General features: G+C 71.2%; 22 protein-coding genes. 11 read left to right on the top strand and 11 right to left on the bottom strand.

Annotated elements, in window-relative coordinates:
- Positions 1 to 148: 148 nt before the first annotated feature.
- Together DEJ06_RS10340 and DEJ06_RS10335 are read left to right on the top strand one after the other, a co-directional pair.
- On the top strand, positions 149 to 1,462 hold the full coding sequence (locus DEJ06_RS10340) for an acyltransferase (protein ID WP_111039228.1): 1,314 nt from the start codon (positions 149 to 151) through the stop codon (positions 1,460 to 1,462).
- Between the two features lie 166 nt (positions 1,463 to 1,628).
- Positions 1,629 to 2,450 carry a cytochrome c oxidase assembly protein gene (locus DEJ06_RS10335; protein ID WP_111039227.1) on the top strand — a complete coding sequence of 274 codons (822 nt, stop codon included), beginning with the start codon at positions 1,629 to 1,631 and terminating at the stop codon, positions 2,448 to 2,450.
- Between the two features lie 103 nt (positions 2,451 to 2,553).
- Here DEJ06_RS10335 and DEJ06_RS10330 read toward each other — a convergent pair whose 3' ends face one another.
- Together DEJ06_RS10330 and DEJ06_RS10325 are read right to left on the bottom strand one after the other, a co-directional pair.
- Positions 2,554 to 4,098 carry a DHA2 family efflux MFS transporter permease subunit gene (locus tag DEJ06_RS10330; RefSeq protein ID WP_111029803.1) on the bottom strand — a complete coding sequence of 515 codons (1,545 nt, stop codon included), beginning with the start codon at positions 4,096 to 4,098 and terminating at the stop codon, positions 2,554 to 2,556.
- Positions 4,095 to 4,703: a PadR family transcriptional regulator gene (locus DEJ06_RS10325; RefSeq protein ID WP_181433343.1), complete on the bottom strand. Its 609-nt coding sequence runs from the start codon at positions 4,701 to 4,703 to the stop codon at positions 4,095 to 4,097. Before DEJ06_RS10325 ends, DEJ06_RS10330 begins: the two co-directional genes overlap by 4 nt.
- A gap of 178 nt (positions 4,704 to 4,881) precedes the next feature.
- Here DEJ06_RS10325 and purS point away from each other — a divergent pair, with 178 nt between their 5' ends.
- From purS to DEJ06_RS10305, 4 genes are read left to right on the top strand one after another with little or no spacing between them, the layout of a single operon-like run.
- Positions 4,882 to 5,133 (top strand): phosphoribosylformylglycinamidine synthase subunit PurS, encoded by a 252-nt coding sequence (gene purS, locus DEJ06_RS10320; RefSeq protein ID WP_017886272.1) that lies wholly within the window; start codon positions 4,882 to 4,884, stop codon positions 5,131 to 5,133.
- Positions 5,134 to 5,138: 5 nt separating this feature from the next.
- Complete coding sequence (purQ, locus tag DEJ06_RS10315) at positions 5,139 to 5,834, top strand: phosphoribosylformylglycinamidine synthase subunit PurQ (protein ID WP_027465024.1); 696 nt, start codon at positions 5,139 to 5,141, stop codon at positions 5,832 to 5,834.
- A 17-nt stretch (positions 5,835 to 5,851) separates the two neighbouring features.
- The gene (gene purL, locus DEJ06_RS10310; RefSeq protein WP_258372435.1) at positions 5,852 to 8,233 is read left to right on the top strand and encodes a phosphoribosylformylglycinamidine synthase subunit PurL; all 2,382 of its coding nucleotides are present in this window, start codon (positions 5,852 to 5,854) and stop codon (positions 8,231 to 8,233) included.
- A 13-nt stretch (positions 8,234 to 8,246) separates the two neighbouring features.
- On the top strand, positions 8,247 to 9,167 hold the full coding sequence (locus DEJ06_RS10305) for a 2-hydroxyacid dehydrogenase (protein ID WP_111033674.1): 921 nt from the start codon (positions 8,247 to 8,249) through the stop codon (positions 9,165 to 9,167).
- A 16-nt stretch (positions 9,168 to 9,183) separates the two neighbouring features.
- Here the strand turns inward: DEJ06_RS10305 and DEJ06_RS10300 are convergent, their stop codons facing one another.
- Positions 9,184 to 10,272 carry a beta-propeller fold lactonase family protein gene (locus DEJ06_RS10300; protein ID WP_111039224.1) on the bottom strand — a complete coding sequence of 363 codons (1,089 nt, stop codon included), beginning with the start codon at positions 10,270 to 10,272 and terminating at the stop codon, positions 9,184 to 9,186.
- Positions 10,269 to 10,592, bottom strand: coding sequence for a chorismate mutase (locus tag DEJ06_RS10295; protein ID WP_111024253.1), 324 nt, complete (start codon positions 10,590 to 10,592; stop codon positions 10,269 to 10,271). The genes DEJ06_RS10300 and DEJ06_RS10295 overlap by 4 nt, the downstream gene beginning before the upstream one ends.
- A gap of 60 nt (positions 10,593 to 10,652) precedes the next feature.
- On the opposite strand from DEJ06_RS10295, the gene DEJ06_RS10290 reads away from it, so the two are divergent.
- Positions 10,653 to 11,057, top strand: a complete 405-nt coding sequence (locus DEJ06_RS10290; protein ID WP_111024254.1) for a DUF1304 domain-containing protein — start codon at positions 10,653 to 10,655, stop codon at positions 11,055 to 11,057.
- 126 nt (positions 11,058 to 11,183) lie between these two features.
- Here the strand turns inward: DEJ06_RS10290 and DEJ06_RS10285 are convergent, their stop codons facing one another.
- Complete coding sequence (locus DEJ06_RS10285) at positions 11,184 to 12,191, bottom strand: iron-siderophore ABC transporter substrate-binding protein (RefSeq protein WP_071404382.1); 1,008 nt, start codon at positions 12,189 to 12,191, stop codon at positions 11,184 to 11,186.
- Positions 12,192 to 12,249: 58 nt separating this feature from the next.
- On the opposite strand from DEJ06_RS10285, the gene DEJ06_RS10280 reads away from it, so the two are divergent.
- On the top strand, positions 12,250 to 13,116 hold the full coding sequence (locus DEJ06_RS10280; protein WP_181436776.1) for a shikimate dehydrogenase: 867 nt from the start codon (positions 12,250 to 12,252) through the stop codon (positions 13,114 to 13,116).
- Positions 13,117 to 13,147: 31 nt separating this feature from the next.
- Here the strand turns inward: DEJ06_RS10280 and DEJ06_RS10275 are convergent, their stop codons facing one another.
- The 3 genes from DEJ06_RS10275 to DEJ06_RS10265 are packed head-to-tail and all read right to left on the bottom strand — an operon-like array spanning position 13,148 to position 14,958.
- A complete protein-coding gene (locus tag DEJ06_RS10275) occupies positions 13,148 to 14,101 on the bottom strand; it encodes an SDR family NAD(P)-dependent oxidoreductase (protein ID WP_111039222.1) in 954 nt (317 codons plus the stop codon).
- A 34-nt stretch (positions 14,102 to 14,135) separates the two neighbouring features.
- Positions 14,136 to 14,522 carry a YchJ family protein gene (locus DEJ06_RS10270; RefSeq protein ID WP_027465017.1) on the bottom strand — a complete coding sequence of 129 codons (387 nt, stop codon included), beginning with the start codon at positions 14,520 to 14,522 and terminating at the stop codon, positions 14,136 to 14,138.
- A gap of 10 nt (positions 14,523 to 14,532) precedes the next feature.
- The gene (locus DEJ06_RS10265; RefSeq protein ID WP_071404380.1) at positions 14,533 to 14,958 is read right to left on the bottom strand and encodes an organic hydroperoxide resistance protein; all 426 of its coding nucleotides are present in this window, start codon (positions 14,956 to 14,958) and stop codon (positions 14,533 to 14,535) included.
- Between the two features lie 236 nt (positions 14,959 to 15,194).
- Here DEJ06_RS10265 and DEJ06_RS10260 point away from each other — a divergent pair, with 236 nt between their 5' ends.
- The 3 genes from DEJ06_RS10260 (at position 15,195) to DEJ06_RS10250 (ending at position 17,362) form a co-directional block, all read left to right on the top strand.
- Entirely contained in the window at positions 15,195 to 15,890 is a 696-nt protein-coding gene (locus tag DEJ06_RS10260) for a hypothetical protein (RefSeq protein ID WP_111039221.1), read from the top strand.
- 3 nt (positions 15,891 to 15,893) lie between these two features.
- The gene (locus DEJ06_RS10255) at positions 15,894 to 16,523 is read left to right on the top strand and encodes a hypothetical protein (protein ID WP_111039220.1); all 630 of its coding nucleotides are present in this window, start codon (positions 15,894 to 15,896) and stop codon (positions 16,521 to 16,523) included.
- 107 nt (positions 16,524 to 16,630) lie between these two features.
- The gene (locus DEJ06_RS10250; RefSeq protein WP_110864292.1) at positions 16,631 to 17,362 is read left to right on the top strand and encodes an SOS response-associated peptidase; all 732 of its coding nucleotides are present in this window, start codon (positions 16,631 to 16,633) and stop codon (positions 17,360 to 17,362) included.
- 86 nt (positions 17,363 to 17,448) lie between these two features.
- Here the strand turns inward: DEJ06_RS10250 and DEJ06_RS10245 are convergent, their stop codons facing one another.
- The 3 genes from DEJ06_RS10245 to DEJ06_RS10235 all read right to left on the bottom strand — a co-directional run bounded on the left by DEJ06_RS10245 (position 17,449) and on the right by DEJ06_RS10235 (position 24,035).
- Positions 17,449 to 22,956 carry an Ig-like domain-containing protein gene (locus DEJ06_RS10245; RefSeq protein WP_146245830.1) on the bottom strand — a complete coding sequence of 1,836 codons (5,508 nt, stop codon included), beginning with the start codon at positions 22,954 to 22,956 and terminating at the stop codon, positions 17,449 to 17,451.
- A 318-nt stretch (positions 22,957 to 23,274) separates the two neighbouring features.
- Positions 23,275 to 23,604, bottom strand: coding sequence for a hypothetical protein (locus DEJ06_RS10240; RefSeq protein WP_258372434.1), 330 nt, complete (start codon positions 23,602 to 23,604; stop codon positions 23,275 to 23,277).
- Between the two features lie 101 nt (positions 23,605 to 23,705).
- Positions 23,706 to 24,035, bottom strand: a complete 330-nt coding sequence (locus tag DEJ06_RS10235) for a hypothetical protein (RefSeq protein ID WP_111039217.1) — start codon at positions 24,033 to 24,035, stop codon at positions 23,706 to 23,708.
- Positions 24,036 to 24,210: the final 175 nt, after the last annotated feature.

The following is a 24,210-nucleotide window of genomic DNA, read 5'->3' as shown; positions in this document are numbered from 1 at the left end:
AATCAAGACAACGCGTTCACTGTACACGAGCTTCTGCTGCCGACCAGCGAGGACTCACATGCCGCTACCGGAATACGAAGTGTCACGATCCGGTCGCGATCAGCTGGGACGACACTGGACCGACCGTTCCGCACGCTAACGTCCGGACATGTCCACGAGCCAGGGTCTGCCTGAACAGGCGAACAGCACCGCGGACGTCCGGGGGATCATCGCGAAGCGGGACCTGGTCGTCGACCTCATCCGGACGGCCTGCGTCGTCCTCGTCGTCATCGTGCACGTCACGATGGTCGGCGTCGCCGCCGACGACCAGGGGGTGCGGGTCACGAGCCCGCTGCAGGAACTCCCCTGGTACGTCGCTGCCACCTGGGTCGGGCAGGTGATGCCGCTGTTCTTCGTGGTCGGCGGGTTCGCGAGTGCCGTCGGCTGGCGCAGCACCGTCGCCCGAGGTGCGCCGAGCCCCGCCCGCGACTACCTGGCCACCCGCCTGGTGCGGCTGTTCCGGCCCGCGGTGCCACTGTTCGTGTTCCTCGCGCTCGGGCTCGGGGTCGCCACGGCCGCTGGCACGCCGCCGGAGCTGCTGGCCGAGGTCGCGTTCGGCATCGGTTCGCCGCTCTGGTTCCTGGCGGCCTACGGCATCACCCAGTGCTGCGTCCCCGTGATGATGCGCCTGCACGAGCGAGCACCGTGGGCCACCCTCGCCGTGCTGCTCGTGCTCGCCGGGGCGGTCGACGCCGTCCGCCTGGCCACCGGGGTCGCCGAGGTCGGGCTGCTCAACCTCGGCCCGGTGTGGCTCTTCGCGCAGCAGCTCGGGTTCCTCTGGGCCGACGGCTGGTTCGCTCGCCGCTCGAAGGTGCTCCTGCTCGGCATCGCCGTCGCCGCGTACGCCGTGCTCGTGCCGATGACCTCGATCGGGCTCTGGGCACCGGACATGCTGCAGGACCTCAACCCGCCGATGCTCCCGCTGGCGTTCCTGGCGATCGCGCAGGCCTGCCTGGTCCAGCTCGTGCACGCGCCGCTCACCCGACTGATGCGCACGCGGGCCGCCCTCGGGGCCGTGTTCGTCCTCGGCCGCGACGGCATGACCATCTACCTGTGGCACCTGCCGCTGTTCATCGCGCTGAACGGCATCGCCCTGCTCGTCGGGGTGCCGTTCCCGGCACCGGGCTCCGGTCCGTGGTGGGCGTCGCGCATCGTCGCACTCGTGGTGGTGCTCGCCGTCGCGATCGGGGTGGCCCGGGCCCTGCGCTGGTTCGACCGGCCGCTCCCCCGGCTGCTGCCGTCGGCCGACCGTCCGTCGTGGCCGGTCGTCGCGGTCGCCGCCCTCTGCACGATCGGCCCGGCGTTCCTCGTGATGCAGCTGCACCTGTCGTTCGGCGTCGCGCTCGTCGGCGCCGTGGCCGTGCCGGTGGGCGTCTGGCTGCTGTCACGGACCGTCCCGGCACCCGGGGTCGCCCGGATCTGAACCGGTTCTCACCGTCGCGGGGCCACGACGGCCCCCCGGCGGACGTCGGGCGGACGGAGGATGGTTCCGGCGGCGCGAAGGACGAGTCCGCCTGATCCCCAGGAGGCTCCCCACGCCGTCGACACCCGAGTTCTGGAGCACCTGGCGGTTCGACCCCCTGGCGGCGGTGCTCCTCGTCGTCGCCGCGCTCGCCTACGGCCGCTGGGTCGTCGGAGCGGTCCGACGGGGTGCCCGGTGGCCGTGGTGGCGCACGCTCGCCTTCGTCACGGCGCTCGTGCTGTTCGGCGTGCTGCAGTTCGGCATCGTCGGCGTCGACGACGAGCGGTTGCGCTGGGCGTTCGTCCTGCGGGCCGCGCTGCTGTTCTTCGCGGTCCCCACCTTCGCCGCGCTCGGTGCGCCCGTCGCACTGCTCCGGATCGGAGGCCCGGCTCGCCTCGCGCAGGTCGCCGACGCGGTCATGGGGTCACGTCCGGTGCGGCTGCTCGGCAACGCGATCGTCGCCCCGTTGGTCGCGCTCGCGCTGTTCGCCGTCCTGCTCACCCCGTTCTCGGCGGTGATCCGGGAGTCCCCCGCCTGGGCCGCCGTCATCACCGTGACCGTGCCGGCGCTCGGGTTCGGCCTGCTCGCCCCGCTGTCCGAGGTCGGTGTGCTCGTCTCGTCGACGTTCGCCACGGCCGAGTTCCTGCTCGCGTTCGTCGAGCTCGTCATCGACGCGGTGCCCGGCATCGTGCTGCGGATCACGAACCATGTGCTCGACGGGTCCCTCGTGCCCATGGTCGGGCGGGCCTGGTACCCGTCGCCCCTGCAGGACCAGCACCTGGCGGGCGACCTGCTGTGGTTCATCGCCGAGGTGGCGGACATCCCCGTGCTCGTCGCCCTGTTCCTCCGGTGGCAGCGGACCGACCGCCGCGAGGCCCGGGACGTCGACGCCCTGACCGACGAGCAGATGGACGAGCTCACCCGAGCGCACCTGCAGCGCCGCAGTTGACGGGCGGGGGTGAGTCCGCGACACGAGTGAGCAGAAGAAGTCGAGTACCCGGAGGTGACTCGACTTCTTCTGCTCACTCGTTGGGCGCCGAAGCGCTCGTGCCCTACTTCGACGGGGCCCCCGCGGGCTCGGCGTCGGGCTGCGTGGTGACCGAGCCGGTCTGCTGCCACGCGACGGTCTGCTTCGGCTTCGCCAGGAACAGCGCCGCGACGATGGCCACGATCAGCACGATCGCCGGCAGGTAGAGCGACTCACCCATGGCCTTGGAGAACGGCTCGAGCAGGAAGCCCGGCAGCGCGCCGACCTGCTGCTCGGCGCCACCGGCCGAGGCCCCACCGGACGACGCCGGGAAGTTCGCGGTGATCCGGGCCTCCATCAGGGCGGCGATGCCGGCGGAACCGAGCACCGCACCGATCTGGCGGGTGGTGTTGTAGACGCCCGAGCCGGCACCGGCCAGCTTCGGCGGCAGGTTGCGCGTCGCCGAGACGGACAGCGGTCCCCACATGCAGGCGTTGGCGAGACCGAGGAGGGCGCTCGGCAGGAGCACCCAGCCCCACTCGGCACCGCTCGACAGCAGGGCGCCGAACCAGAACAGGCCGACGGAGAAGCAGGCGAGCCCGAACGAGGCGACCCAGCGCGGGTTCCAGCGGTTCAGGTTCTTGCCGACGATCGGCGCGAGCGCGGCGGACAGCACGGCCTGCGGCACGAGGAGCAGTGCGGCCTGGGTCGGCGAGAAGCGCAGGACGTCCTGTGCCCACAGCATGATCGGCAGCGCGAACGAGGCGATCGCGACACCGACGGCCGTGATGGCGACGTTGGCCAGCGTGAAGTTGCGGTCCTTGAACAGGCCGAGCGGCAGCAGCGGCTCGCCCTTCTGCACGCCCTGCCAGACGACGAAGCCGGCGAGCACCACGAGGCCGACGATGATGAGCGACCACACCGAGATCGGGCCGGCGATGACGCCCCAGTCGTAGGTCTCGCCCTCCTGGATGCCGAAGACGAGCAGGAACAGGCCCGCTGCCGACAGGAAGATGCCGAGGTAGTCGAAGCGGTGTCCGTGCCGCTCGAACGACGGCACGAAGCGCTGCGCGAGCACGAAGGCCACGACACCGACGGGGACGTTCACGAAGAAGATCCACTCCCAGCCGAAGCCGTCGACCAGCAGGCCGCCGACGATCGGACCGACGAGCGACGCGACACCGGCGACGGCGCCCCAGAGGCCCATGGCCGCGCCGCGGTTCTGCGGCGGGAAGATGCGCGTGATGACCGACATGGTCTGCGGGCTCATCATCGCGGCGCCGAGACCCTGCACGACGCGGGCGACGATCAGCACCTCGATCGAGCCGGCCAGGCCGCACCACAGGCTGGCGAGCGTGAAGACCACGAGGCCGATCTGGTACATGACCTTCGGGCCGAAGCGGTCACCGAGCCGGCCGGTGATGAGCAGCGGCACGGCGTAGGCGAGCAGGTAGGCGCTCGTCACCCAGATCACGGAGTTGATGTCCGCGTCGAGCTTCTGGGCGATGGTGGGGGTGGCGACCGACACGATGGTCGAGTCGACGAGGATCATGAAGAACCCGACGACGAGTGCCCACAGGGCAGGCCACGGCTTCTTCTCGGTCGTCCGCGGAGGCGTGACGGTGGTCATCGAGTGGTTTCCTTGCTGTTCGTGGTGGTGTCTGCGGACGCGACGGAGGCGTCCCAGGAGATGTGGCCGGCGGCGATCCGGTCGGCCGTGGCGGCGAGCCACTCGATCTGCGTCGTGAGCATGGCACGCACGTACGACACGTCGAGCCAGTACCGCTCGGGCAGGTCCTTCGCACGGACGACCCCGAGGATCTCGTCCGCCTCGTCGCGCTGGGCCCGGAGTGCGACGGCCCGCGCCCGGAGTGCGGACTCGGCCTCGTCGACCGACAGGTTCTCGATCTCGGCGACGGCCAGGTGGAAGACGGGGTACTCCTCGGCCGGTTCGGCGATCAGCCGGACGAGCCCGTCGTGCAGGGCCGTCCACCCCTCGTCCGTGATGGCGTAGGTGGTGCGTTCCGGACGGTTGCCCGCCCGGTCGGTCCCCACGATCTCGGCGAGGCCGAGCTCCACCAGGCGGCCGACCTGGTGGTACAGGGTGCCGGGCCGGACCTTGACGTTCCGACCGTCCCGTCGGTGCGTCATCGTCTGGAACATCTCGTAGGGATGCGTCGGCCCCTCGGCCAGGAGCCCGAGCGCGGCGAACGCGAGTGGCGTGAGCGACGGCACACGTGCCTCCAGTCCGCTTGTTCGTTGTTGACTATTCGAAGTGGAATATACGCGTTGGAACAGACATGAACAACCGCACAGCACGGGCCGGTCTGGAGGCCGGTGGCCGTCCCGGCGTGTCGCGCGCGCCCCGTAGACTGGTCGCGTCCCCCCACCCCTGAAGTGCTGGAGAGAACACGTGCCAACGATCGTCGTCGAGGTCATGCCCAAGGCCGAGATCCTCGACCCCCAGGGGAAGGCCGTGGGCAACGCCCTGGCCCGCCTCGGCAAGGCCGACCTGACCAACGTCCGCATCGGCAAGCGCTTCGAGGTGACCGTCGACGGCCCCGTCGACGACGCCAAGCTCGCCGAGGTCCGCGACATCGCAGCCGACGTCTTCTCGAACGCGGTCATCGAGGACGTCGTGTCCGTGACCGTCGAAGGCCAGTGACCCGGATGCGCATCGGCGTCATCACGTTCCCCGGCTCGCTCGACGACCGCGACGCCCAGCGCGCCGTCCGTCTCGCCGGTGCCGACCCCGTCGCCCTCTGGCACGGCGACCACGACCTGCAGGGCGTCGACGCCATCGTGCTGCCCGGTGGGTTCTCGTACGGCGACTACCTCCGTGCCGGCGCGATCGCCGCGAAGGCCCCGATCATGGCCGAGGTCATCGACGCCGCCGGCAAGGGCATGCCCGTGCTCGGCATCTGCAACGGGTTCCAGATGCTGGCCGAGGCCCGTCTGGTCCCCGGGGCACACACCCGCAACGCGCACCAGCAGTTCATCCGCCGCGACCAGAAGCTCCGCGTCGAGACCACCGCGACCGCCTGGACCTCCGGCTTCAGCGCCCAGCAGGAGATCACCATCCCGCTGAAGAACGCCGACGGCCGCTTCGTCGCGGACGCCGACACCATCAAGCGCATCGAGGACAACGGCCAGGTCGTGTTCCGCTACGTCGGCGTGAACCCGAACGGCTCCATCGACGACATCGCCGGCGTCTCGAACGAGCGCGGCAACGTCGTCGGCCTGATGCCGCACCCCGAGCACGCGACCGAGGCCGGCTTCGGCCCGGACACCCCCGCCGCGATGGCCTCGGGCACCGACGGCCTGACCTTCTTCACCTCCGTGATCGAGCACGCGCTCGTCAAGTGACAGGGAACAACGACACCGTGACGACACCCGTTCGCCCGAAGCCCGACACCGTGCAGGACGCGGCAGCCACCCCCGACAAGGAGCAGCCGTACGACGCGCTGGGCCTGAAGCCGGACGAGTACGCCCGCATCAAGGAGATCCTCGGCCGCCGCCCCACGTCGGGCGAGCTGGCGATGTACTCGGTGATGTGGAGCGAGCACTGCTCCTACAAGTCCTCGAAGAACTACCTCCGTCAGTTCGGCAAGAAGGTCACGCCGGAGATGACGAAGAACCTGATGGTCGGCATGGGCGAGAACGCCGGTGTCGTCGACGTCGGCAACGGCTGGGCGGTGACCTTCAAGGTCGAGTCGCACAACCACCCGTCCTACGTCGAGCCGTACCAGGGCGCGGCCACCGGTGTCGGCGGCATCGTCCGCGACATCATCTCGATGGGCGCCCGCCCCGTCGCCGTGATGGACCAGCTCCGCTTCGGCGCGATCGACCACGAGGACACCGCACGCGTCGTGCACGGCGTCGTCGGTGGCATCTCGTTCTACGGCAACTGCCTCGGCCTGCCGAACATCGGCGGCGAGACCTACTTCGACCCGGTGTACCAGGGCAACCCGCTGGTCAACGCCCTCGCGGTCGGCGTGCTCCGCCACGAGGACCTGCACCTGGCGAACGCCTCCGGTGCCGGCAACAAGGTCGTCCTGTTCGGTGCCCGCACCGGTGGCGACGGCATCGGCGGCGCGTCGATCCTGGCGTCCGACACCTTCACCGAGGGCGGCCCGACCAAGCGCCCGGCCGTGCAGGTCGGCGACCCCTTCGCCGAGAAGGTCCTGATCGAGTGCTGCCTCGAGCTGTTCCAGAAGGACCTGGTCGAGGGCATCCAGGACCTCGGCGCCGCGGGCATCTCCTGCGCCACCTCGGAGCTCGCGAGCAACGGTGACGGCGGCATGCACATCTCGCTCGACGACGTCCTGCTCCGCGACCCGACGCTCACCGCCGAAGAGATCCTGATGTCGGAGAGCCAGGAGCGCATGATGGCGGTCGTCCGCCCCGACAAGCTCGACGAGTTCCTGGCCGTCGTCGGCAAGTGGGAGGTCGAGACCAGCGTGCTGGGCGAGGTCACCGGCACCGGCCGACTCGTCATCGACTGGCAGGGCCAGGAGATCGTGAACGTCGACCCGCGCACCGTCGCCGTCGACGGCCCGGTCTACGACCGCCCGGTCGCCTACCCGACCTGGATCGACGCGCTGCAGGCCGACACCGCTGCCTCGCTCGACCGCCCGGCCAACGGCCCCGCGCTGAAGGCACAGTTCCTCAGCCTGCTCGGTTCGCCGAACCTGGCGTCGAAGAACTGGGTCACGAACCAGTACGACACCTACGTGCTCGGCAACACCGCGCTGTCCTTCCCCGACGACGGCGGCATGATCCGCGTCGACGAGGAAACGGGCCTCGGTGTCGCCATCGCCACCGACGCGAACGGCCGCTACTGCCAGCTCGACCCGAAGCAGGGTGCCCGTCTGGCCCTGGCCGAGGCGTACCGCAACGTCGCCGTCACCGGTGCCGTCCCCGCAGCCGTCACCGACTGCCTGAACTTCGGCTCCCCCGAGAACCCCGAGGTCATGTGGCAGTTCTCCGAGGCGGTCGAGGGCCTGGCCGACGGCTGCATGGAGCTCGGCATCCCGGTCACCGGCGGCAACGTGTCGTTCTACAACCAGACCGGCTCGACCCCCATCCACCCGACGCCCGTCGTCGGCGTGCTCGGGATCATCGACGACGTCGCCAAGCGCGTGCCGTCCGGGTGGCAGGACGACGGCCACAACATCTACCTGCTCGGCACCACGAGCCTCGAGCTCGACGGTTCCGCGTGGGCCGGCACCGTGCACGGGCACCTGGGCGGGCGTCCCCCGGCGGTCGACCTCGAGCGCGAGAAGGCCCTCGCCGAGCTGCTGTACGCGGCGTCCGGCGAGCAGCTGCTCACCAGCGCGCACGACCTGGCGGACGGCGGCCTCGGCCAGTCGCTCGCCGAGTCCGTGCTCCGCTTCGGCATCGGCGCCCGCGTGGTCCTCGACGACCTCGAGACCCGCGACGGCATCGACACCGCGACCGCGCTGTTCTCCGAGTCGACCGGCCGCGTCATCGTGACCGTCCGCCGCGAGGACGACGTCCGGTTCCAGGGCATGTGCGACGGCCGGGGCTTCCCGGTGCTGCGCATCGGCGTGACCGACGCGACGTCGAGCACGCTCGAGGTCCAGGGCGCGTTCGAGGCCACGGTCGACGAGCTGCGCGGCACCCACGCCGCGACGCTGCCGGCCCGCTTCGGCGACGTGATCGTCGAGGACGTCACCGAGGGGTACGTCGGCCGCGGGCCGCTCGACTCCGACGGTGCCTTCTCGCCGCGCACCGACGCCTAGGCCCGGGTCGCGGATGCCGATCGTCACCCTGCCCTTCGCCGAGCTCGTCGACCGGTTCGGCCCCGTGCCGGACGGCATCGAGCTGGACGTCTGGGACGTCGAGTCGCCGTACGGTCGCCCGGACGACGTCGCGATCACGTTCCTGCCGTTCTACTTCGAGGGGCGGCACCGCTGGCAGTTCGTGCACGACCTGCCCGAGCTCCAGCTGCTGCAGCTGCCGAGCGCCGGGTACGAGCACGCCGTCCCGCACGTGCCCGGTCACGCGCAGCTGGCGAACGGTCGCGGCATCCACGACGACGAGACCGCCGAGCTCGCGGTCGGCCTCGCGCTGACGTCGCTCCGTGAGATCTCGGCGTTCCAGGTCGACCGTGCCAACGGCGTCTGGGACGCCCGCGAGACCCGATCGCTCGCCGACCGCCGGGTGACCGTCGTCGGCTACGGGGCGATCGGGTCCGCGATCGCCACCCGGTTCGAGGCGTTCCGCACCGAGGTGACCGTGGTCGCCCGGACCGCGCGCGAGCAGGACGGCCGGCACGTGCACGCGTTCGGCGAGCTGCCCGAGCTGGCTCCGACGACCGACGTCCTCGTGCTCATCGCGCCGCTCACCGCCGAGACCGAACGCCTGGTCGACGCGGAGCTGCTCGCGGCGCTGCCGGACGGTGCCCTCGTGGTGAACGTGGCGCGCGGCAAGGTCGTCGACACCGACGCCCTGGTCGCCGAACTGCGGTCGGAGCGGCTGTTCGCGGCCCTCGACGTCACCGACCCGGAGCCCCTGCCCGCCGGACACCCGCTCTGGACGACGCCGAACACCGTGCTCACCCCGCACGTCGGCGGCAACACCGACCTGAGCGTGCCGCGGTCGATCGAGCTGATGCGCAAGCAGGTCGCCGCACTGGCCGAGGGCCGCCCGTTCGAGAACCTGATCGAGTTCTAGCCGGCCGGTCCCGGCGTCAGAGCGGGACGACGCAGGTCGGCGTGCCGACCGGGATCTGCGCGACGGCTTCGCCGGGCATGCCCTCGGCGTCGAGCGGCAGCACGGCGACGGCGTCGGACATCTGGTTCGCCACCAGGACGAACCCGGGCACCCGAGCGAAGTGCCGCGGCCAGACCCCACCGCAGGGCACCGACCCGACGACGGCGAGCCCGCCGTCACGTGCGTCGAGCACCACGAGCAGGTCCCGCCCCCGCACCGCCACGTACACGCGGCCAGCCTCGTCGACCTCGATGTGGCTGAGCAGCGACTCCCCCACCGCACCGTCGAAGGTGGGCACGGCAGCGATCGTCACGAACGACCCGGAGTCGTCGCGGCGCAGCCGGTGCACGTGCCCGTCGAGCTCACCGGCGACGAGCAAGTCACCGTCGATCCAGGCCATGTGCCTCGGGCCGGCGCCCGGGGTCACGTGGTGCACGCGGAGCGCCTCGATGGCGGGGACCCCGTCGGGCGACACCGTGACGCGGAACTCGTGCAGGGCATCGCCGCCGAGGTCGGCGACGAGCACCGTGCCGTCCGGGGTGGCGATCGACTGGTGGGCGTGCGGGCCGTCCTGGCGGTCGTCGTCAGGACCCGTGGCGTCGGGCAGCACGGCGACCGCGACGGCCTCGGCCGGCGCCGAACGCTGGTCGGCGTCCCCGTGCAGCACCACGCCGTCGCTGGCGGTCACCGAGGCGGCGTGTGACTCGGCCGGCGCGAGGGAGATCGCCGTGACCGTGCCCGAGACGTAGTTCGTGACGACGAGCGCGCCCGAGGGGTCGACCCGCAGATGGCACGGGGCGTCTCCGCCGGCGGGGGCGTCCCACAGGTGTTCGAGTGCGCCGCCCTGCAGCCGGAAGGCCGACACGGCACCGTCGTTCGTCTCGGAGACCGCGTAGACCCGGTCACCCGAGACGGCGAGGAACGAGGGGTCGTCGAGCACCGCGACGGTCCGGGGTGCCGGAACGGCTCCGACCGGTCCGGCGTCGACCAGCGAGATGCCCGTGGCGTTGCCGCCACCGGTCGCCGTGTACGACCCGATGAGCAGCGACGGCAGCTCGGCGCTCATTCGTCGCGACCCGCGATGCGCTCGTGGTGGTGGATGACCTCGGCGACGATGAAGTTGAGGAACTTCTCGGCGAAGGCAGGGTCGAGGTGGGAGTCGGCGGCGAGCGACCGGAGCCGTGCGACCTGGATCCGTTCGCGGTCCGGGTCGGCGGCGGGCATGCCCGACTCGGCCTTCAGGTGCCCCACGCGCTGCGTGTACTTGAAGCGCTCCGCGAGCATGTGGATCACGGCGGCGTCGATGTTGTCGATGCTCTGCCGGATGCTCCGCAGTTCGGCGACGGCGCTCGCGTCGGCCTCGGACAGGGTGACGTCGTCGTTCATGGTCCGAGCCTACTGGCGGACGTGCAGCGGAACCCGGCCCGCTGCTGCGAGAATGTGCACATGTCGGTCCTGCTGGTGATCTCGGGTGTCTGTGCGGTCCTCGCGGGCCTCATCCACGTGTACATCTTCTTCCTCGAATCGGTCATCTGGACCAGTCCGCAAGCGCGCCGCATCTTCGGCATCGCTTCCGAGACCGAAGCCGTGGCGACCCGTTCGCTCGCCTTCAACCAGGGCTTCTACAACCTGTTCCTGGCGATCGGGGCGATCCTCGGCGTCGTGCTCGTGCTGGCCGGCAACACCGTGAGCGGCTGGACCCTCGTGGTGTTCTCGACCGCGAGCATGCTCGGTGCCGCGGTGATCCTGATCGGCTCGGGTCGCAAGTACGTCAACTCCGCGTTCAAGCAGGGCACGCTCCCCCTGATCGCGCTGCTCTTCGCGCTGCTGGGTTCCACCATCGGCGTCTAGCCCCGCGCTCCTCCCCCGAACTGCGAAAGCGACAGGGTGCCACCGAACATCGGCGGCACCCTGTCGCTTTCGCGGTGCTGACCAGCGGTGCTGACCAGCGGAGCCGGCCAGCAGCGACGACCTGCCCTAGCCGAGCTTCTCCTCGAACTGCGCCGGCAGCTTGTCGAGCGCCCACTCGATCGCAGCCGTGGTGCCCATCGAGAACGCGGACGAGACGTCCTTGTCGTCGAAGACGATCGAGTGTCCGGCCTCGACCGACGGCACCTTCTGGAACAGCTTGTTCGACGAGGCCTCTGACGCATCGACGTAGATCGGCAGGATCAGCGTCAGGTCGGCGTCGAGCAGGTCGAGGTTCTCGTCGGACAGGTGCACGGAGAACTCCTTGCCGGCCTGCTCGTCGATGGCCTTCGGGATCTCGAAGCCGAGGTTCCGCATGAAGGTCGAACGGCTGTCCGTGGAGGCGTACGCCCCGAAGCCCTCGGAACTGTAGGCACCGACGACGGCCGTCTTGCCCTCGAAGTCCGGGTGCGCCTTGCGTGCTGCGGCGTAGGCGTCGTCGAGGCCGGAGAGCAGCTTCTTGCCCTCGGACTCCTTGCCGAGCGCCTTCGCGATCATGGTCGTCTGCTGCTCGGTCGACGCGAGGTAGTTCGCGCCGCCCTTCGGGATCGCCACGGTCGGCGCGATCGCGGAGAGCTTGTCGTACCGCTCCTTGTCGCCCGAGGACTTCACGTCGAGGATGACGTCGGGGTTGAGCTTGAGGATGTCCTCGTAGCTCGGCTCGAGCGTCTGGATGATCTTCGGGGACTTGTCGTACGCACCTTTGAGCCACGGACCGACACCGTCGCCGCCGAACGCGAGCCAGTCGCTCGCACCGACCGGCTGCACACCGAGCTCGAGCGCCGTCTCGGCGTCGCCCCACCCGAGCGCGACGACGCGCTTCGGTGCCGACTCGATGGTTGTGGTGCCGAGGCCGGTCGTGATCGAGACCGGGAACGCGGCGTCGGACGACCCCGACGACGCCGAGTCGGTCGAGGAGCCGGAGCCGGACGCGCAGCCGGCGAGGACGAGGGACGCTGCGACGACGGCGCCGGCTGCGGCGAGCACGCGTCGGAGACGCAAGGGAGAACGGTTCACGAAGGGTAGCCTAACCTAACGGGGTGCGCAGGAAAACGGCTGGCTAGGCTGGGTGACCGTGGCGTTCACCGATCCAGGCCGCACGCACCTCGCGGTGCTCGGCTCCCCCATCGCGCACTCGCTCTCGCCCACGCTCCACGCAGCGGCCTACGATGCGCTCGACCTGCCCTTCACCTACGGGAGGCACGAAGTCGCGTCCGGCGAGCTCGCCGCGTTCGTCGCGGGGCTGGGTCCGGAATGGCGTGGGCTGAGCCTCACGATGCCGCTCAAGCGCGAGGTGCTGCCGCTGCTCGACCGCACCACCCCTCTCGTCGACGAGCTCGGGGTCGCCAACACGGTCGCGTTCCGCCACGAGGGCTCCACGATCGTCCGAGCCGGCGCGAACACCGACGTGCAGGGGCTCGTCCGCCCGGTCGAGGCACTCGGACACCTTCCCGGCGAGGCCACGATCCTGGGCGGCGGAGCCACCGCGGCGAGCGCCCTGACCGCTGCCGTCCGGCTCGGGGCATCGCTCGTCCGGGTGTTCGTCCGCGACACCGCGAAGACCCGTGCGCTGGTCGACCTGGCCGTCCGGCTCGGGGTGACGCTCGAGGTGCACCCCCTGACCGAACTCGACGGCACGCACCACGGGTTCGTCCTCTCGACGCTGCCGGGCGGTGCAGCTGACCCGCTCGAGTTCGGTCCGTCGGGGCCCGAGGCCGTGCTGTTCGACGTCGCCTACGAACCGTGGCCCACCGCGGTCGCCAGCCGCTGGACCGACGCCGGGGGCCGCGTGCTGAACGGCCTCGACATGCTCACCGAGCAGGCGATCGGACAGATCCGGTTCTTCCTGACCGGTGACGAGGACGAGCTGCTCCCCGACGAGGCCGGGGTCCGCCGGGCGATGCGCACCGCGGTCGACCTGCCCGCCGTCATCGGCAGCTAGCCGACGACGACGACCCTGGCGACGCCCTCGCTCAGCCGCGGGACCGCGCCTCGGCGTCGAGCAGCGCGACGGAGACGTCCCACAGCCGATCGGCCTGGTCCGGATCGAGGGCCCAGGGCACCACGCCGTGCAGGCCGTCCTCGATCCGCTCCACCACCGACGCTTCGTGGCAGTCCTCGAAGTACCGGCCCGTGACCCCGTCGAGTTCGGGCGCGGTGGCGAGCAGGACCGAGGTCGCGGCTCCCTGCTCCGGGGACTTCACGGCATCGGCCGCGGCGATCTTCGTGGCGGCCAGGACCTCCGGGTCCCAGTGCTTCTGCAGCCCGGTCCAGATCCCGCCGGGCATGAGGGCGTTCGCGGTGATGCCGTCGGCGGCCCACCGGCGGGCGGCAGCGACGGCGAACAGCGCGTTGGCGGTCTTCGACTGCCCGTACGCGAGTCCGGGCTCGTAGCGACGCCGGCGGAAGAACAGGTCGTCGAACACGACGGGCGAACCACCGTGTCCGCTCGACGACACCGAGACGATCCGTGCCGAACCCGAGGCGGCCAGGGAGTCGTGCAGCCCGAGCGCGAGGGCGAAGTGCCCGAGGTGGTTCGTCGCGAAGTGTGACTCCCACCCGGCGGGCGTGTACGACTCGGGTGCGTCCATGATGCCCGCGTTGGCGACGAGCACGTCGAGCGGCCCCGACCACGCTGCGGCGAAGGCCTCGACGGAAGCCGGCCGGTCCAGGTGCAGCTCGATGACGGCCGGTGCTTCCGTCCCGGTCGTCCGGGCGATGTCGTCCGCCACCCGTCGGCCGGCATCGACGTCCCGCACCGCGAGCGTCACGCGTGCCCCGGCTCCGGCGAGTGCTCGGGAGGTCTCCACGCCGATGCCGGACGCAGCACCGGTGACGATCGCCGTGCGCCCCGTCAGGTCGAGGCCGTCGACGACCTCGGCGGCCGTGGTCCGGTCACCGAAGCGGGTGAGGTCGCGTGCGGGCATGTGGGCTCCTGTCAGCTGGCGTGGTGCGCAGTCGTCAGGCGACCACGCCGTCCACGTAGAACCATCGTCCCTGCTCGCGGACGAAGTCGCTCGTCTCCTCGAGCGTGCCGCGCTCGTCGTCGGAACGCCACCACGCGCGGAACGTGACGGTGCCGTGGGAGTCGAACGGGCCTCCCGAGGTGGTCGCCAGCACGTCCAACCGGGTCCAGCGCTGGGTCGGGTCCAACTCGAGACCCGCAGGGCGGGTGCGCGGGTGCCAGGTGAGCAGCAGGTACTCCGGCAGGCCCAGCGCGAAGGCGCTGAAGCGGGAGCGCATGAGCCGTTCCGCGGTCGGCGCCACGGCCCCGGCGTGCAGGGGGCCGCAGCACTCCCCGTAGGGGTTGCCGCTCAGGCAGGGGCAGCGCGTCGTGTCGGTGACCACCGGCCGAACGCTAGTCGACGATGGACAGCGTGACGGTGATGTTGCCGCGGGTGGCGTTCGAGTACGGGCAGATCTCGTGTGCACGCTCGGCCAGTCGCTGGCGCTGCTCCTGCGGGGCGTTCGGGGCGTAGACGTCGAGCTCCACGGCGAGGCCGAAGGCGCCGTCGCCGGTGCCGCCGATGCCGACCTCGGCGGAGACCTCGGCGCCAGTCGTGTCGACCTCGAGCTCCTTGCCGGCGGCGTGCAGGGCGCCGAGGAAGCACGCGGCGTACCCGGCGGCGAAGAGCTGCTCGGGGTTGGTGCCCTCGCCGCTGCCACCCATCTCCTTGGGCGGGCGGGTGTCGAGGTCGAGCCGGTCGTCCTCGCTGCGGACGTGCCCGTCGCGGCCGCCTCCGGTGGCGTGGGCAGCGGCGGTGTAGACGATGTCGAGACTCATGGTCCGAGGTCACCGTGCTCGCCTGGACGAATCCTGAGCGGCAGCACCACGTCGCGGGTGCAGCAGCTCCGGGCGGGGAGCGCTCGGGCGTGTCCGGGTGGGGGCTGCGGGTGCGCCGTGCATCGAGTGAGCAGAAGATGTCGAGTCCCCCGCCAGCACCCGACATCTTCTGCTCACGAACGAGAGGACGATCGACCGCCCGGGCACGCAGCACCCCCACCGGGTAGACATGATGAGTGTTCAAGATCGGGTGGCAGGTGTTCCGCGAGCGCCTCCCCGCACTCATCGGGCCGCAGTACCGCCGTCGTGTCGTGGTCGTCGGCATCATCGGGGTGGTGGTGGCGTTCGTCGGGTTGGTGGTGCTCGCGCTGACGACGGACGTGTTCGACGCCACACCTCTCCCATCGGCCGGAACGGTCGTCGTCGGCCTGCTCCTGTCCGTGGGCTTCGGGTGCCTCGCTGCCGCCTGCGTCCCGTCCGGGCCGAAGGGGTGGGCGATCGCGCCGATCCCCGGCATCGGGTGGCGCACGCAGGAGGCGGTCGCCCGGTACTACCGCCGAAACCCGCCCCCGGTCGACCCGAAGCACCGCGACGCCGTCCTCGACCGCCTGCCGGAGAGCCGCGACCTGCTCGTCCGCTCGGCGCTCGGCGGCCTCCTGCTCCTGACCGGGTGCGCGGCCGCCCTCCTCGCCGTGGTGATCGTCGACGTCGCCGCGATCTCGGCTGGTACCGGCCTGCCCCGGTTGCCATGGTTCTGGTTCTTCCTGGGCATCACCGGGTCGGCCACGGGGGTCGGAGGACTGCGCACCCTCGGCCGCCAGGAGCAGCTCCGCGTCGAGGCTGAAGCGCTCCCGCCGGTCCCTCCGCCCGTGCCACCCCGCGGCCGTCCCGGCGCGCGGAGCGGCAGCAAGCTCGCCCTGCCGGAGGAGTGACCCGTGTTCACGCTCGGCTGGCAGGTCTTCCGCCGGCACGTCACGGACGTGCTGGATCCGGCACGCGTCCGTCGTGCCGCCCTGTGGTCCGGCATCGCGGCGGTCGTCGCGCTGGTCGGCATGGCCGTCCTGGATGCCCGGGTCGACTGGACGGGGACCACTCCGGTCCGCAGCGTGGTCGCGATGGTGCTGCTGGCGCTCGGCGTCGGACTGCTCGCCTTCGCGTGCATCCCGACGTGGCAACCGCCGGACCCCTCGACGACGATCAACGGTCGGCAGGTGCGGCCCTCGTGGCAGCTCGCCGCCCGAGGAGCCACGCAGCTGTACGTGCAGCGTCGGCCGGTGCCGGTCCTGCCGGAGCACCGCGAGATCGTCCGCACCGACACGGTCCTGCTGCGGCGGGGGCTGATCGGCACGCTCGCCCGCGTCGCACCGTTGCTCGGTTCGGGTCTCGTCGCCGTCCTCGGGGCGTTCGTCCTCGGGGCCGCCAGCGGGTTCCAGGTGCTCTTGATCGCGGTGTACACGATCGGGCTGTCGGAGTACGTCATCCGCCTCGGCCGCTCCGAACGAGCCCGCCTGGCCGCCGAGTCCCTCGAGCCCGCACCCGAGACGCCCGCACGCCCCACTTCGTGAGCAGAAGCGGTCGAGTCACTGTGGGGCACTCGACCATTCCTGCTCACGAAGCGGAACAGGACACCCCGACGCGCACCACTGTCGGCGGCGACGGGCACACTGGGCGCATGTGTGGAAGGTTCGTCGTCTCCGACACCACGGCCGATCTGTTGCCCGAGCTCATGGGCGAGCTCGCCGCCCGGACCGAGCACGTCGACGAGGACACCGGCGAGGTGCACCCCGGCCTCGCCCCGAGCTGGAACGTCGCCCCGACCGACCCCGTGTACGCCGTCCGCCAGCGGCACGGCGAACGGGAACTGCCGCAGATCAGCTGGGGCTTCGTGCCGAGCTGGGCGAAGGACTTCCAGAAGCAGCGCCCGAAGCCGATCAACGCCCGCATCGAGACGGTCGCGACGAGCGGCATGTTCAAGCGGGCCTTCGCCACGAACCGCTGCATCGTCCCGGCGCAGGGGTACTACGAGTGGGTCGTGCGCGAGGACGGCAAGGAACCCCACTTCGTGCACGAACCCGGCGGCGCCCTGGCGATGGCCGGCGTCGTGAGCGCCTGGCCAGACCCCACGAAGCCCGAGGGCGACCCGGACAAGTGGCGGCTGTCGCTCGCGATCATCACCCGTGACGCGCACGTCGCCCCGGGCGAGGTCCACGACCGCATGCCCGCGTTCCTGACGCCGGACGGCTACGACGACTGGCTCGGCGGCGACCTCCGGTCAGACGACTTGCTTGCCCTGCTCGACCACGAGTCGCTGGCGGTGGCCGCGGGCCTTGCGCAGTACGAGGTCTCCCGCACGGTGAACAGCGTGCGGAACGACGGACCGCAGCTCATCGCGCCCGTCGCGTAGGCGGTCGCGCCCCGCGCGCGGACAGGAGGCCCGGATCACCGCAGCGGGTGTGCTGCGGTGATCCGGGCCTCCTGTCCGGTGCCCTGTTACGGACGTGCGCTGCGGCGGATGCCCGGCGCGACGCGGACCGCGATCCGTCGTCGGGTCACCAGGAGCACGCCCGCCAGCATGAGCGCGAGTGCCGCGAGCCCGAGGCCGACCAGCCCGGTCACGCCCGTGAAGGCGAGCTCGGTGCCGTGGACGATCGCGGCGAGCCCGGTCGGGAACCGGACGGTGACGGTCGCGCTGACCGTCTGACCCGCGCTGTCGCTGACCTCGTAACCGACGAAGGTGGTTCCGGTGAAGCCTTCCTGCGGGGTGAAGACGACGCGGCCGTCGCGGATGGTCCACGTGCCCTGGTCGTCGACGACCACACGGTCGGTCGGTGTGCCGGACTCGGGGTGGAGCAGGTGCAGCGTGCCCGGCTCGAACGTGGCACCGCCGGAGGCGGAGTCGTTGTCGAGCGGATCCACGACGACCCGGTGTCCGACGATCCCGGTGGCGGAGTCGTCGGTGGCGACCGCCGCGGCGACCACGGTCATGGTCGCGGTGGCGGTGGCCGTCTGCCCCGAGGCGTCCGTCACCGTGTAGGTGAAGGTGTCCTTGCCGGTGAAGCCGGCGGCCGGCGTGTAGACGTACGCGCCGTTCCGCTGGATCGTCACGGTGCCGTGGGCGGGCTTCCGGGCCGGGGCCGCCGTGAGGCCGGTGCCCTGGTCGTCGGCGAGCAAGCCGTGGCGGGCGTCGCGGGTGACGGGTGTGCCGGACACGGTGTGCCCGGAGTCGTCCGCCGCGGCGATGCCGACCGTGATCGTGACGGTGGCGTCGACCTGCTGCTCCATCGAGTCCTGCGCACGGTACGTGACGATGTCGGTGCCCGAGAAGCCCTTCGCCGGGGTGTAGACGAACGTGCCGTCGGCGGCGATGGAGGCCGTGCCGTGACGGGCCTGACCCACCGCGACGACCGTCAGGGCGTCACCGTGGTCGTTGCCGAGCACGCCGTGGCCGGCGACCCGGACCGTCTTGCCGGCCGTGGTCGTGGCCTTGTCGTCCTTCGCGGCGGGGGCGACGTCGATGACGACGCGGGCGAACGCCGCGGTGCCGTCGGCGTCGTTGGCCGAGTAGGTGAACCAGTCACGACCGGACCAGTTCGACGTGGGCGTGTAGACGTACGAGCCGTCCTTCTCGAGCGACAGTGTGCCGTTGAACGGCTTCGTCTCCATGGCGGCCCAGAGCCCACGACCGGAGTCACCGACCAGCACGCCCTTGTCGGCGGTCATGCGCATGCTGCGGTTCGTCGACATGGTGTGCCAGTGGTCGACCGCGGCGACGCCGACGACGACCGTGACCGTCGCGGTCGAGGTCCGTCCGGCGCCGTCGGTCACCGTGTACTCGAACGTGTCCGCGCCGGAGAAGCCCTTCGCCGGGGTGTAGACGAGCGAGCCGGGCTCGGTGCCCTCGGTCACGGTGCCGTGCTCGGCGCGGCCGTGCGCGGTGACGGCGAGACCGGTGCCGCGGTCGTTGCCGGTCAGGGTCGCGCCGCTGATCGGCAGCGCGGTGTTCGCCGCGGTGCGCAGGGCGTCGGCGACCGCGGTCGGCGTGACGGTCACGGTGACGGTCGCCGTCGCGGTGCCGCCGGTCGGGTCGGTCACCGTGTAGGTGAACGTGTCCGTGCCGGAGAACCCGTCGGCGGGCGTGTACGTGACCGAGCTCGCACCTGCCGGGCCGCCGGTTGCGCCGCCGCCGGTTCCGCCTGCCGTCGTGCTGTCGGTGATCGTGGCGGTGCCGTGGCCCGGCTTCGACACGGCGGTGACGGCGAGCTTCGTGCCCGAGTCGTTGCCGGTGACGGCGACGGCGACCGGGGTCGCTGCGCTCGTCGTCGCGGTGTCCGCGGCGGCCTTCGGGGCGACGACGATCGTCACGGTGCCCGTGGTCGTCCCGCCGGAGCCGTCGGTGACCGTGTAGTCGAACTCGTCCGGGCCGGAGTAACCCGGCTCGGGCTTGTACGTGTACGAGCCGTCCTCGTCGACCGTGACCTCGCCGTGCGAGGGCTTGGTGTGGTCGGTGACCGCCAGGTCGGTGCCCTTCGCACCGTCGAGCAGTCCGGTGCCGGCCGGCACGGTGGTGGTGGCGTCGGCCTCGGCCGAGGTCGACCCGCCACCGGCGACCGGGGTGACGGTGACCGTCACGGTGCCGGTGTTCGTGGCGCCCGACGGGTCCGTCACCGTGTATGTGACGGTGTCCGTGCCGGAGAAGCCGTCCTTCGGCGTGTACGTGATCGTGCCGTCGTCGTTGCGGGTCGCGGTGCCGTTCTTGCCGTCGGTGACGGACACGACGGTCAGGCCGGTGCCGTGGTCGTTGCCCGTCAGGGCGCCGGAGGTGACCGTGGTGCTGCCGCCCGCCGCGACCGTGATGGTGTCGGGCTCCGTGCCGGGGCGGACCGTGACCGTCACGGTGCCGGTGGTGGTGCGACCGGCGGGGTCCGTCGCCGTGTAGGTGAAGGTGTCCGTGCCCGAGAAGCCGTCCTTCGGCGTGTACGTGTACGAGCCGTTCGCGGCGAGCTCGACCGTGCCGTGTGCGGGCTGCTGGTCGACGGCCGCGGTCAGGCCGGTGCCCCGGTCGTTCGCGAGCACGCCGTCGCCCTTCGCGACGGTCAGCGTCGAGCCGGCGGTGGCGGTGGCGGTGTCGGCCGTGGCGCGGGGGCCGACGACGACCGTGACCGTGCCGGTGGTGGAGCGACCTGCTCCGTCGACCACCGTGTAGGTGAAGGTGTCCGTGCCCGAGAAGCCGTCGGCCGGGGTGTAGACGACGCGGCCGGTGGCACGGTCGAGGGTGACGGTGCCGCGGGCGGCGCCGGTCTCGCCGGTGCCGGTGCCGGTGCCGGTCTCGCCGGTGCTGTTGCCGGTGCCGCTGCCGGCGGCCCCGCCTGCGGTCACGTCGGTCACGGTCAGCCCCGTGCCCCGGTCGTTGCCGGTCAGGGTGGCGGCGTCGATCGTCAGCGCCTCGTCGGCCCGGGTCGACACCGTGTCGGCGGTCGCGACGGGTCGCAGGGTGATCGTGACGGTCGCCGCACCGGTGGTGACACCGCTGCCGTCGGTCACCGTGTAGGTGAACGAGTCGTTGCCGGACGCGCCGGCGGTCGGCGTGTACTCGACCGAGCCGTCCGCTGCGACGACGGCCGTGCCGTGGGACGGGCCGGCGACGATCGTGGTCTCGAGGTCCGCACCACGGTCGTTCGCCTGCACGTCGATCGTCACCGGGGTGCCGGCGTCCGTCGACGCGGTGTCGGCGCCGATGGTCGGGTTGACCGTGATGGTGACGGTCGCGGTGCTCGGCGAACCGGAGCCGTCGACCGCCGTGTACGTGAACGCGTCGGGGCCGGAGTAGCCCTCGGCCGGCGTGTACGTGAAGGTGCCGGTGGCCTTGTCGAGCGTCAGCGCACCGTGCGAGGGGGACGTGTTCGACGCCACGGTGAGCCCGGTGCCGGAGTCGTTGCCGAGCACGCCGGTCGCCCTGGTGCCGGCGGTGGCGGTGCCGCCCGCGGCGACCTTGACGGAGTCGTCCTGTGCCGCAGGGGCGACCTGCACGGTCACCGTGACGGTGTCGGTCCCGCCGCTGCCGTCGGTCACCGTGTACGTGAAGGAGTCGGTGCCGGAGAACCCGGCGGCCGGGGTGTACGAGTACGAGCCGTCCGGACGCACCGTCGCCGAACCGTGCGCGGGAGTGCTGTTGCCCGTGACCGTCAGGCCGGTGCCCAGGTCGTTGTCGAGCACGTTGCCGGTCGTCGACGACCCGGCCGTCGCGGTGGCGGCATCGGCCGTCGCGGTCGGCAGGACGGTGAGCCGCACCGTCGCGGTGACGGTCGCGCCGGAGCCGTCCTTCGCGGTGTACGTGAACGAGTCCGGGCCGGAGTACCCCTTCTCGGCACCGTAGGAGAACGACCCGTCGGCGGCGATCTTCACCAGACCGTGCGACGGCCGGCCGTGACCGGTGAGGGTCAGGTCCGACCCGCGATCGTTCGTCAGGACGCCGTCCGCGGCGTTCACCGTGAGCACGGTGCCCGCGTGCACGCTGTAGGCGTCGTCGGAGCCCTTCGGTGCGACGGTGACGGTCACGGTGCTGGTCGAGGTCTGCCCGGAGGAGTCCTTCGCCGTGTACTGGAACGTGTCCGAGCCGGAGAACCCGCCGGCCGGGGTGTACGTGTACGAGCCGTCGGCGGCGACCGTGGCGGTGCCGTGCGCCGGCGTCGTGTTCGAGACCACGGACAGGCCGGTCCCCTGGTCGTTCGCGAGCACACCCGAGGATGCGGGCACCGACAGCGCTGTGCCGGTGGGCGTCGTGGCGGTGTCGCTGCTGGTGGTGACGTGTGTGGCCTGCAGCGTGTTCGTGAAGGTGACCAGGACGTCCGTGCCGTCCGCGGTGGTGGCTGCCGGGAACGTGAAGGTCCCCGTGGTGCCGGTGCCGCTGGCGACGACCGCGTCGCTGTTCAGGTTCACGGCCTTCCACGTGGTCGTGTAGTTCGACAGGTCGGTGGTCCCCACCGCCGTCTGGCGGGCGGTGTAGGTCTTGTTCGGGGTCGACAGGACCGCGCCCGCCTTCTGGGGCTGCGTGCCGGCGGCCGTGCCGTTGGTCGTGGCCGTGTTGCCGGTCGAGACGCCGCCACCGGTCACCGCCAGGCCGAACTGGTCGGACGGACTCCACCGCTGGTCGACGCTCGACTGCGCCGCCAGGGTGTTGGCGTAGTTGCAGGACGCCAGGTCGCTCGGCGAGTAGCCGTTCGCGATCGTGAACGTGCTGACCTGCGCGCCCGAACCCGGATCGATCTTGTACATGGTCGAGCCGACCGAGGCGAACAGGTAGCCGTCGGACGAGAACGCGATGCCGGGGCTGCCGCTCGTGCTCGCGTCGATCGGCAGGGTCGCGACCTTCGAGGTCGTCAGAGCCGTGGTGCCCGCGGTCGTCGGGACCGTCTCGGTGTCGACGCGACGGATCTCGTTGCCGGTGACGACGAACAGCAGCCCGCGGGTGCTGAACGCCATGTCACCGTTCTTGTTGGTGAGCAGGTTGCCGATGGTGCCGACCTGGCCGATCTTCGCGCCGGTCTTCGTGTCGTACGCACCGAGGTACGCGGGGTTCGCGCCGCTCGCGTAGTAGTAGATGCCGGTCGCCGGGTTGATCGCACCACGGAGCAGCTGGTGGCTGCCGTTCGGGTCCGCGGCGGTCACGTCGGCAATCCGGGCATCGCTCACCGCGTCGTACCCGGTGATCGTGTTGCCGTTGTTGATCGACGCGTACGCGGCGACACCGTTGCGGGCGACCGCGAGGGCGTTGTCGCCCGGCGCCATGCTCGTGACGTTCGTGACGGCACCGGTGGTGGCGTCGATGGCGGCGAGCTGGTTCGCGGCGGTGTTGATGCCGTACAGCGTGTTCTGGTCGCAGGACAACGCGCCGGCTGCGGCGGCGGGGTCGGCCACGACGGCCTGGGTCAGACCGACGCCGGCGAGGAGCGCGGCGCCGAGCATGGCGACGGCGCGCAGGCCGGGACGGCTTCTGGGCACAGCGGTGCCCTGGTTCGTACGCTGCATGATCACTTTCGGGTCGAGACGATGCGGGCACCGAGACCGACCGGAGGATCAGGGAGAACGGTCGTTGGCGCCAGGTTGATCCTGGCAGTTCCTCGTGTTCGGATGGGGACAATCCGGGTCCCCAATAGGGGGGACCACTCGTTCAGGGGTCACGCCGCATCCGGCACGCCACGAAGCGCCACGGCCCGTCGTCGCGACCCGTTCGCGCCCCGTTCGCGCCCCGGGCGCACGGAAGAACCCCCGCCGGCAGGCCGGCGGGGGTTCGAGGATCAGCGAGCGATCAGCAGTGGATCACTCGGTCGGACGGATCACGTCCGGCAGCAGCACGTGCAGGCGCTCGGACAGACGCGCCTTCGCTTCGTCGAGGGACCGGAAGTCCCCGACGTACTCACCGAAGGTGTCGGAGACGAAGAAGTGGGTGCCCTGGCGGTCGACGGTGCCGCCGTAGTAGCCGCCGTAGTTCGCGACCCACAGACCGGTGTCGGCCTGGGCCCACGAGATGCGGACAGGGGCTGCCTGCACGGGAGCCACGACCTGGGCCTCGATCTCGGCGATGACCTCGATCGTCTGGGTGTCCAGGGTCACCTCGGCCTGCTGGCGGTGGGCGACGGTCGTGCTCATGGTGCTGCTCCTTCGTGCTGTGCTGCGTACTGGGTGGTGCCGGTGGTTCCGGGTGGTGCGGGCGTCGCGATCGACGCCCGTGGAGCTGGTGTCCGTCGTCGTCACTCGACCGGCCGGATGACCGGCGGGAGCATGACGTGCAGCTGGTCCTCGAGCTTGGTCTGTGCCTCTTCGAGGGAGGAGAACTTGCCCACGACGAGCCCGAAGGTGTCGGAGGCCACGTAGCGGTCGTCGCGCTTGTCGACACTGCCGCCGAAGTACCCGCCGTAGCCGGCGATCCACTCGCCCTGGTCTTCCTGCACCCAGGTGACCTTGGCGCGCTTGGGACGCGACGAGAGCGCTGCATCGGCTTCGAGGATCGCGATGGTGTCCACGGTGTCGGTGTCGAGGGTGACCTCGGCCTGCGTCGCGTTGTTCACGGTGATGCTCATGTCGCTCTCCTTCACGATCCGGGGTACATCTGCTGACACCAGAACGCTACGAGAAGTGCCGAGGGGATCGCCAGCCAGGCCCGTCGATTCACGGGTTTCGTCAATGCCATCCATCGGGCAGCCCCGGATTTCCGGGCAGGTGCGTCGCACTTCCGGGGTACAGCGCCAGGATCGG

This window comes from Curtobacterium sp. MCLR17_051, from assembly GCF_003234395.1.
In the GTDB taxonomy this organism is placed as follows: Bacteria; Actinomycetota; Actinomycetes; order Actinomycetales; family Microbacteriaceae; genus Curtobacterium; species Curtobacterium flaccumfaciens.
This window is presented reverse-complemented; position numbering and strand designations above follow the sequence as displayed.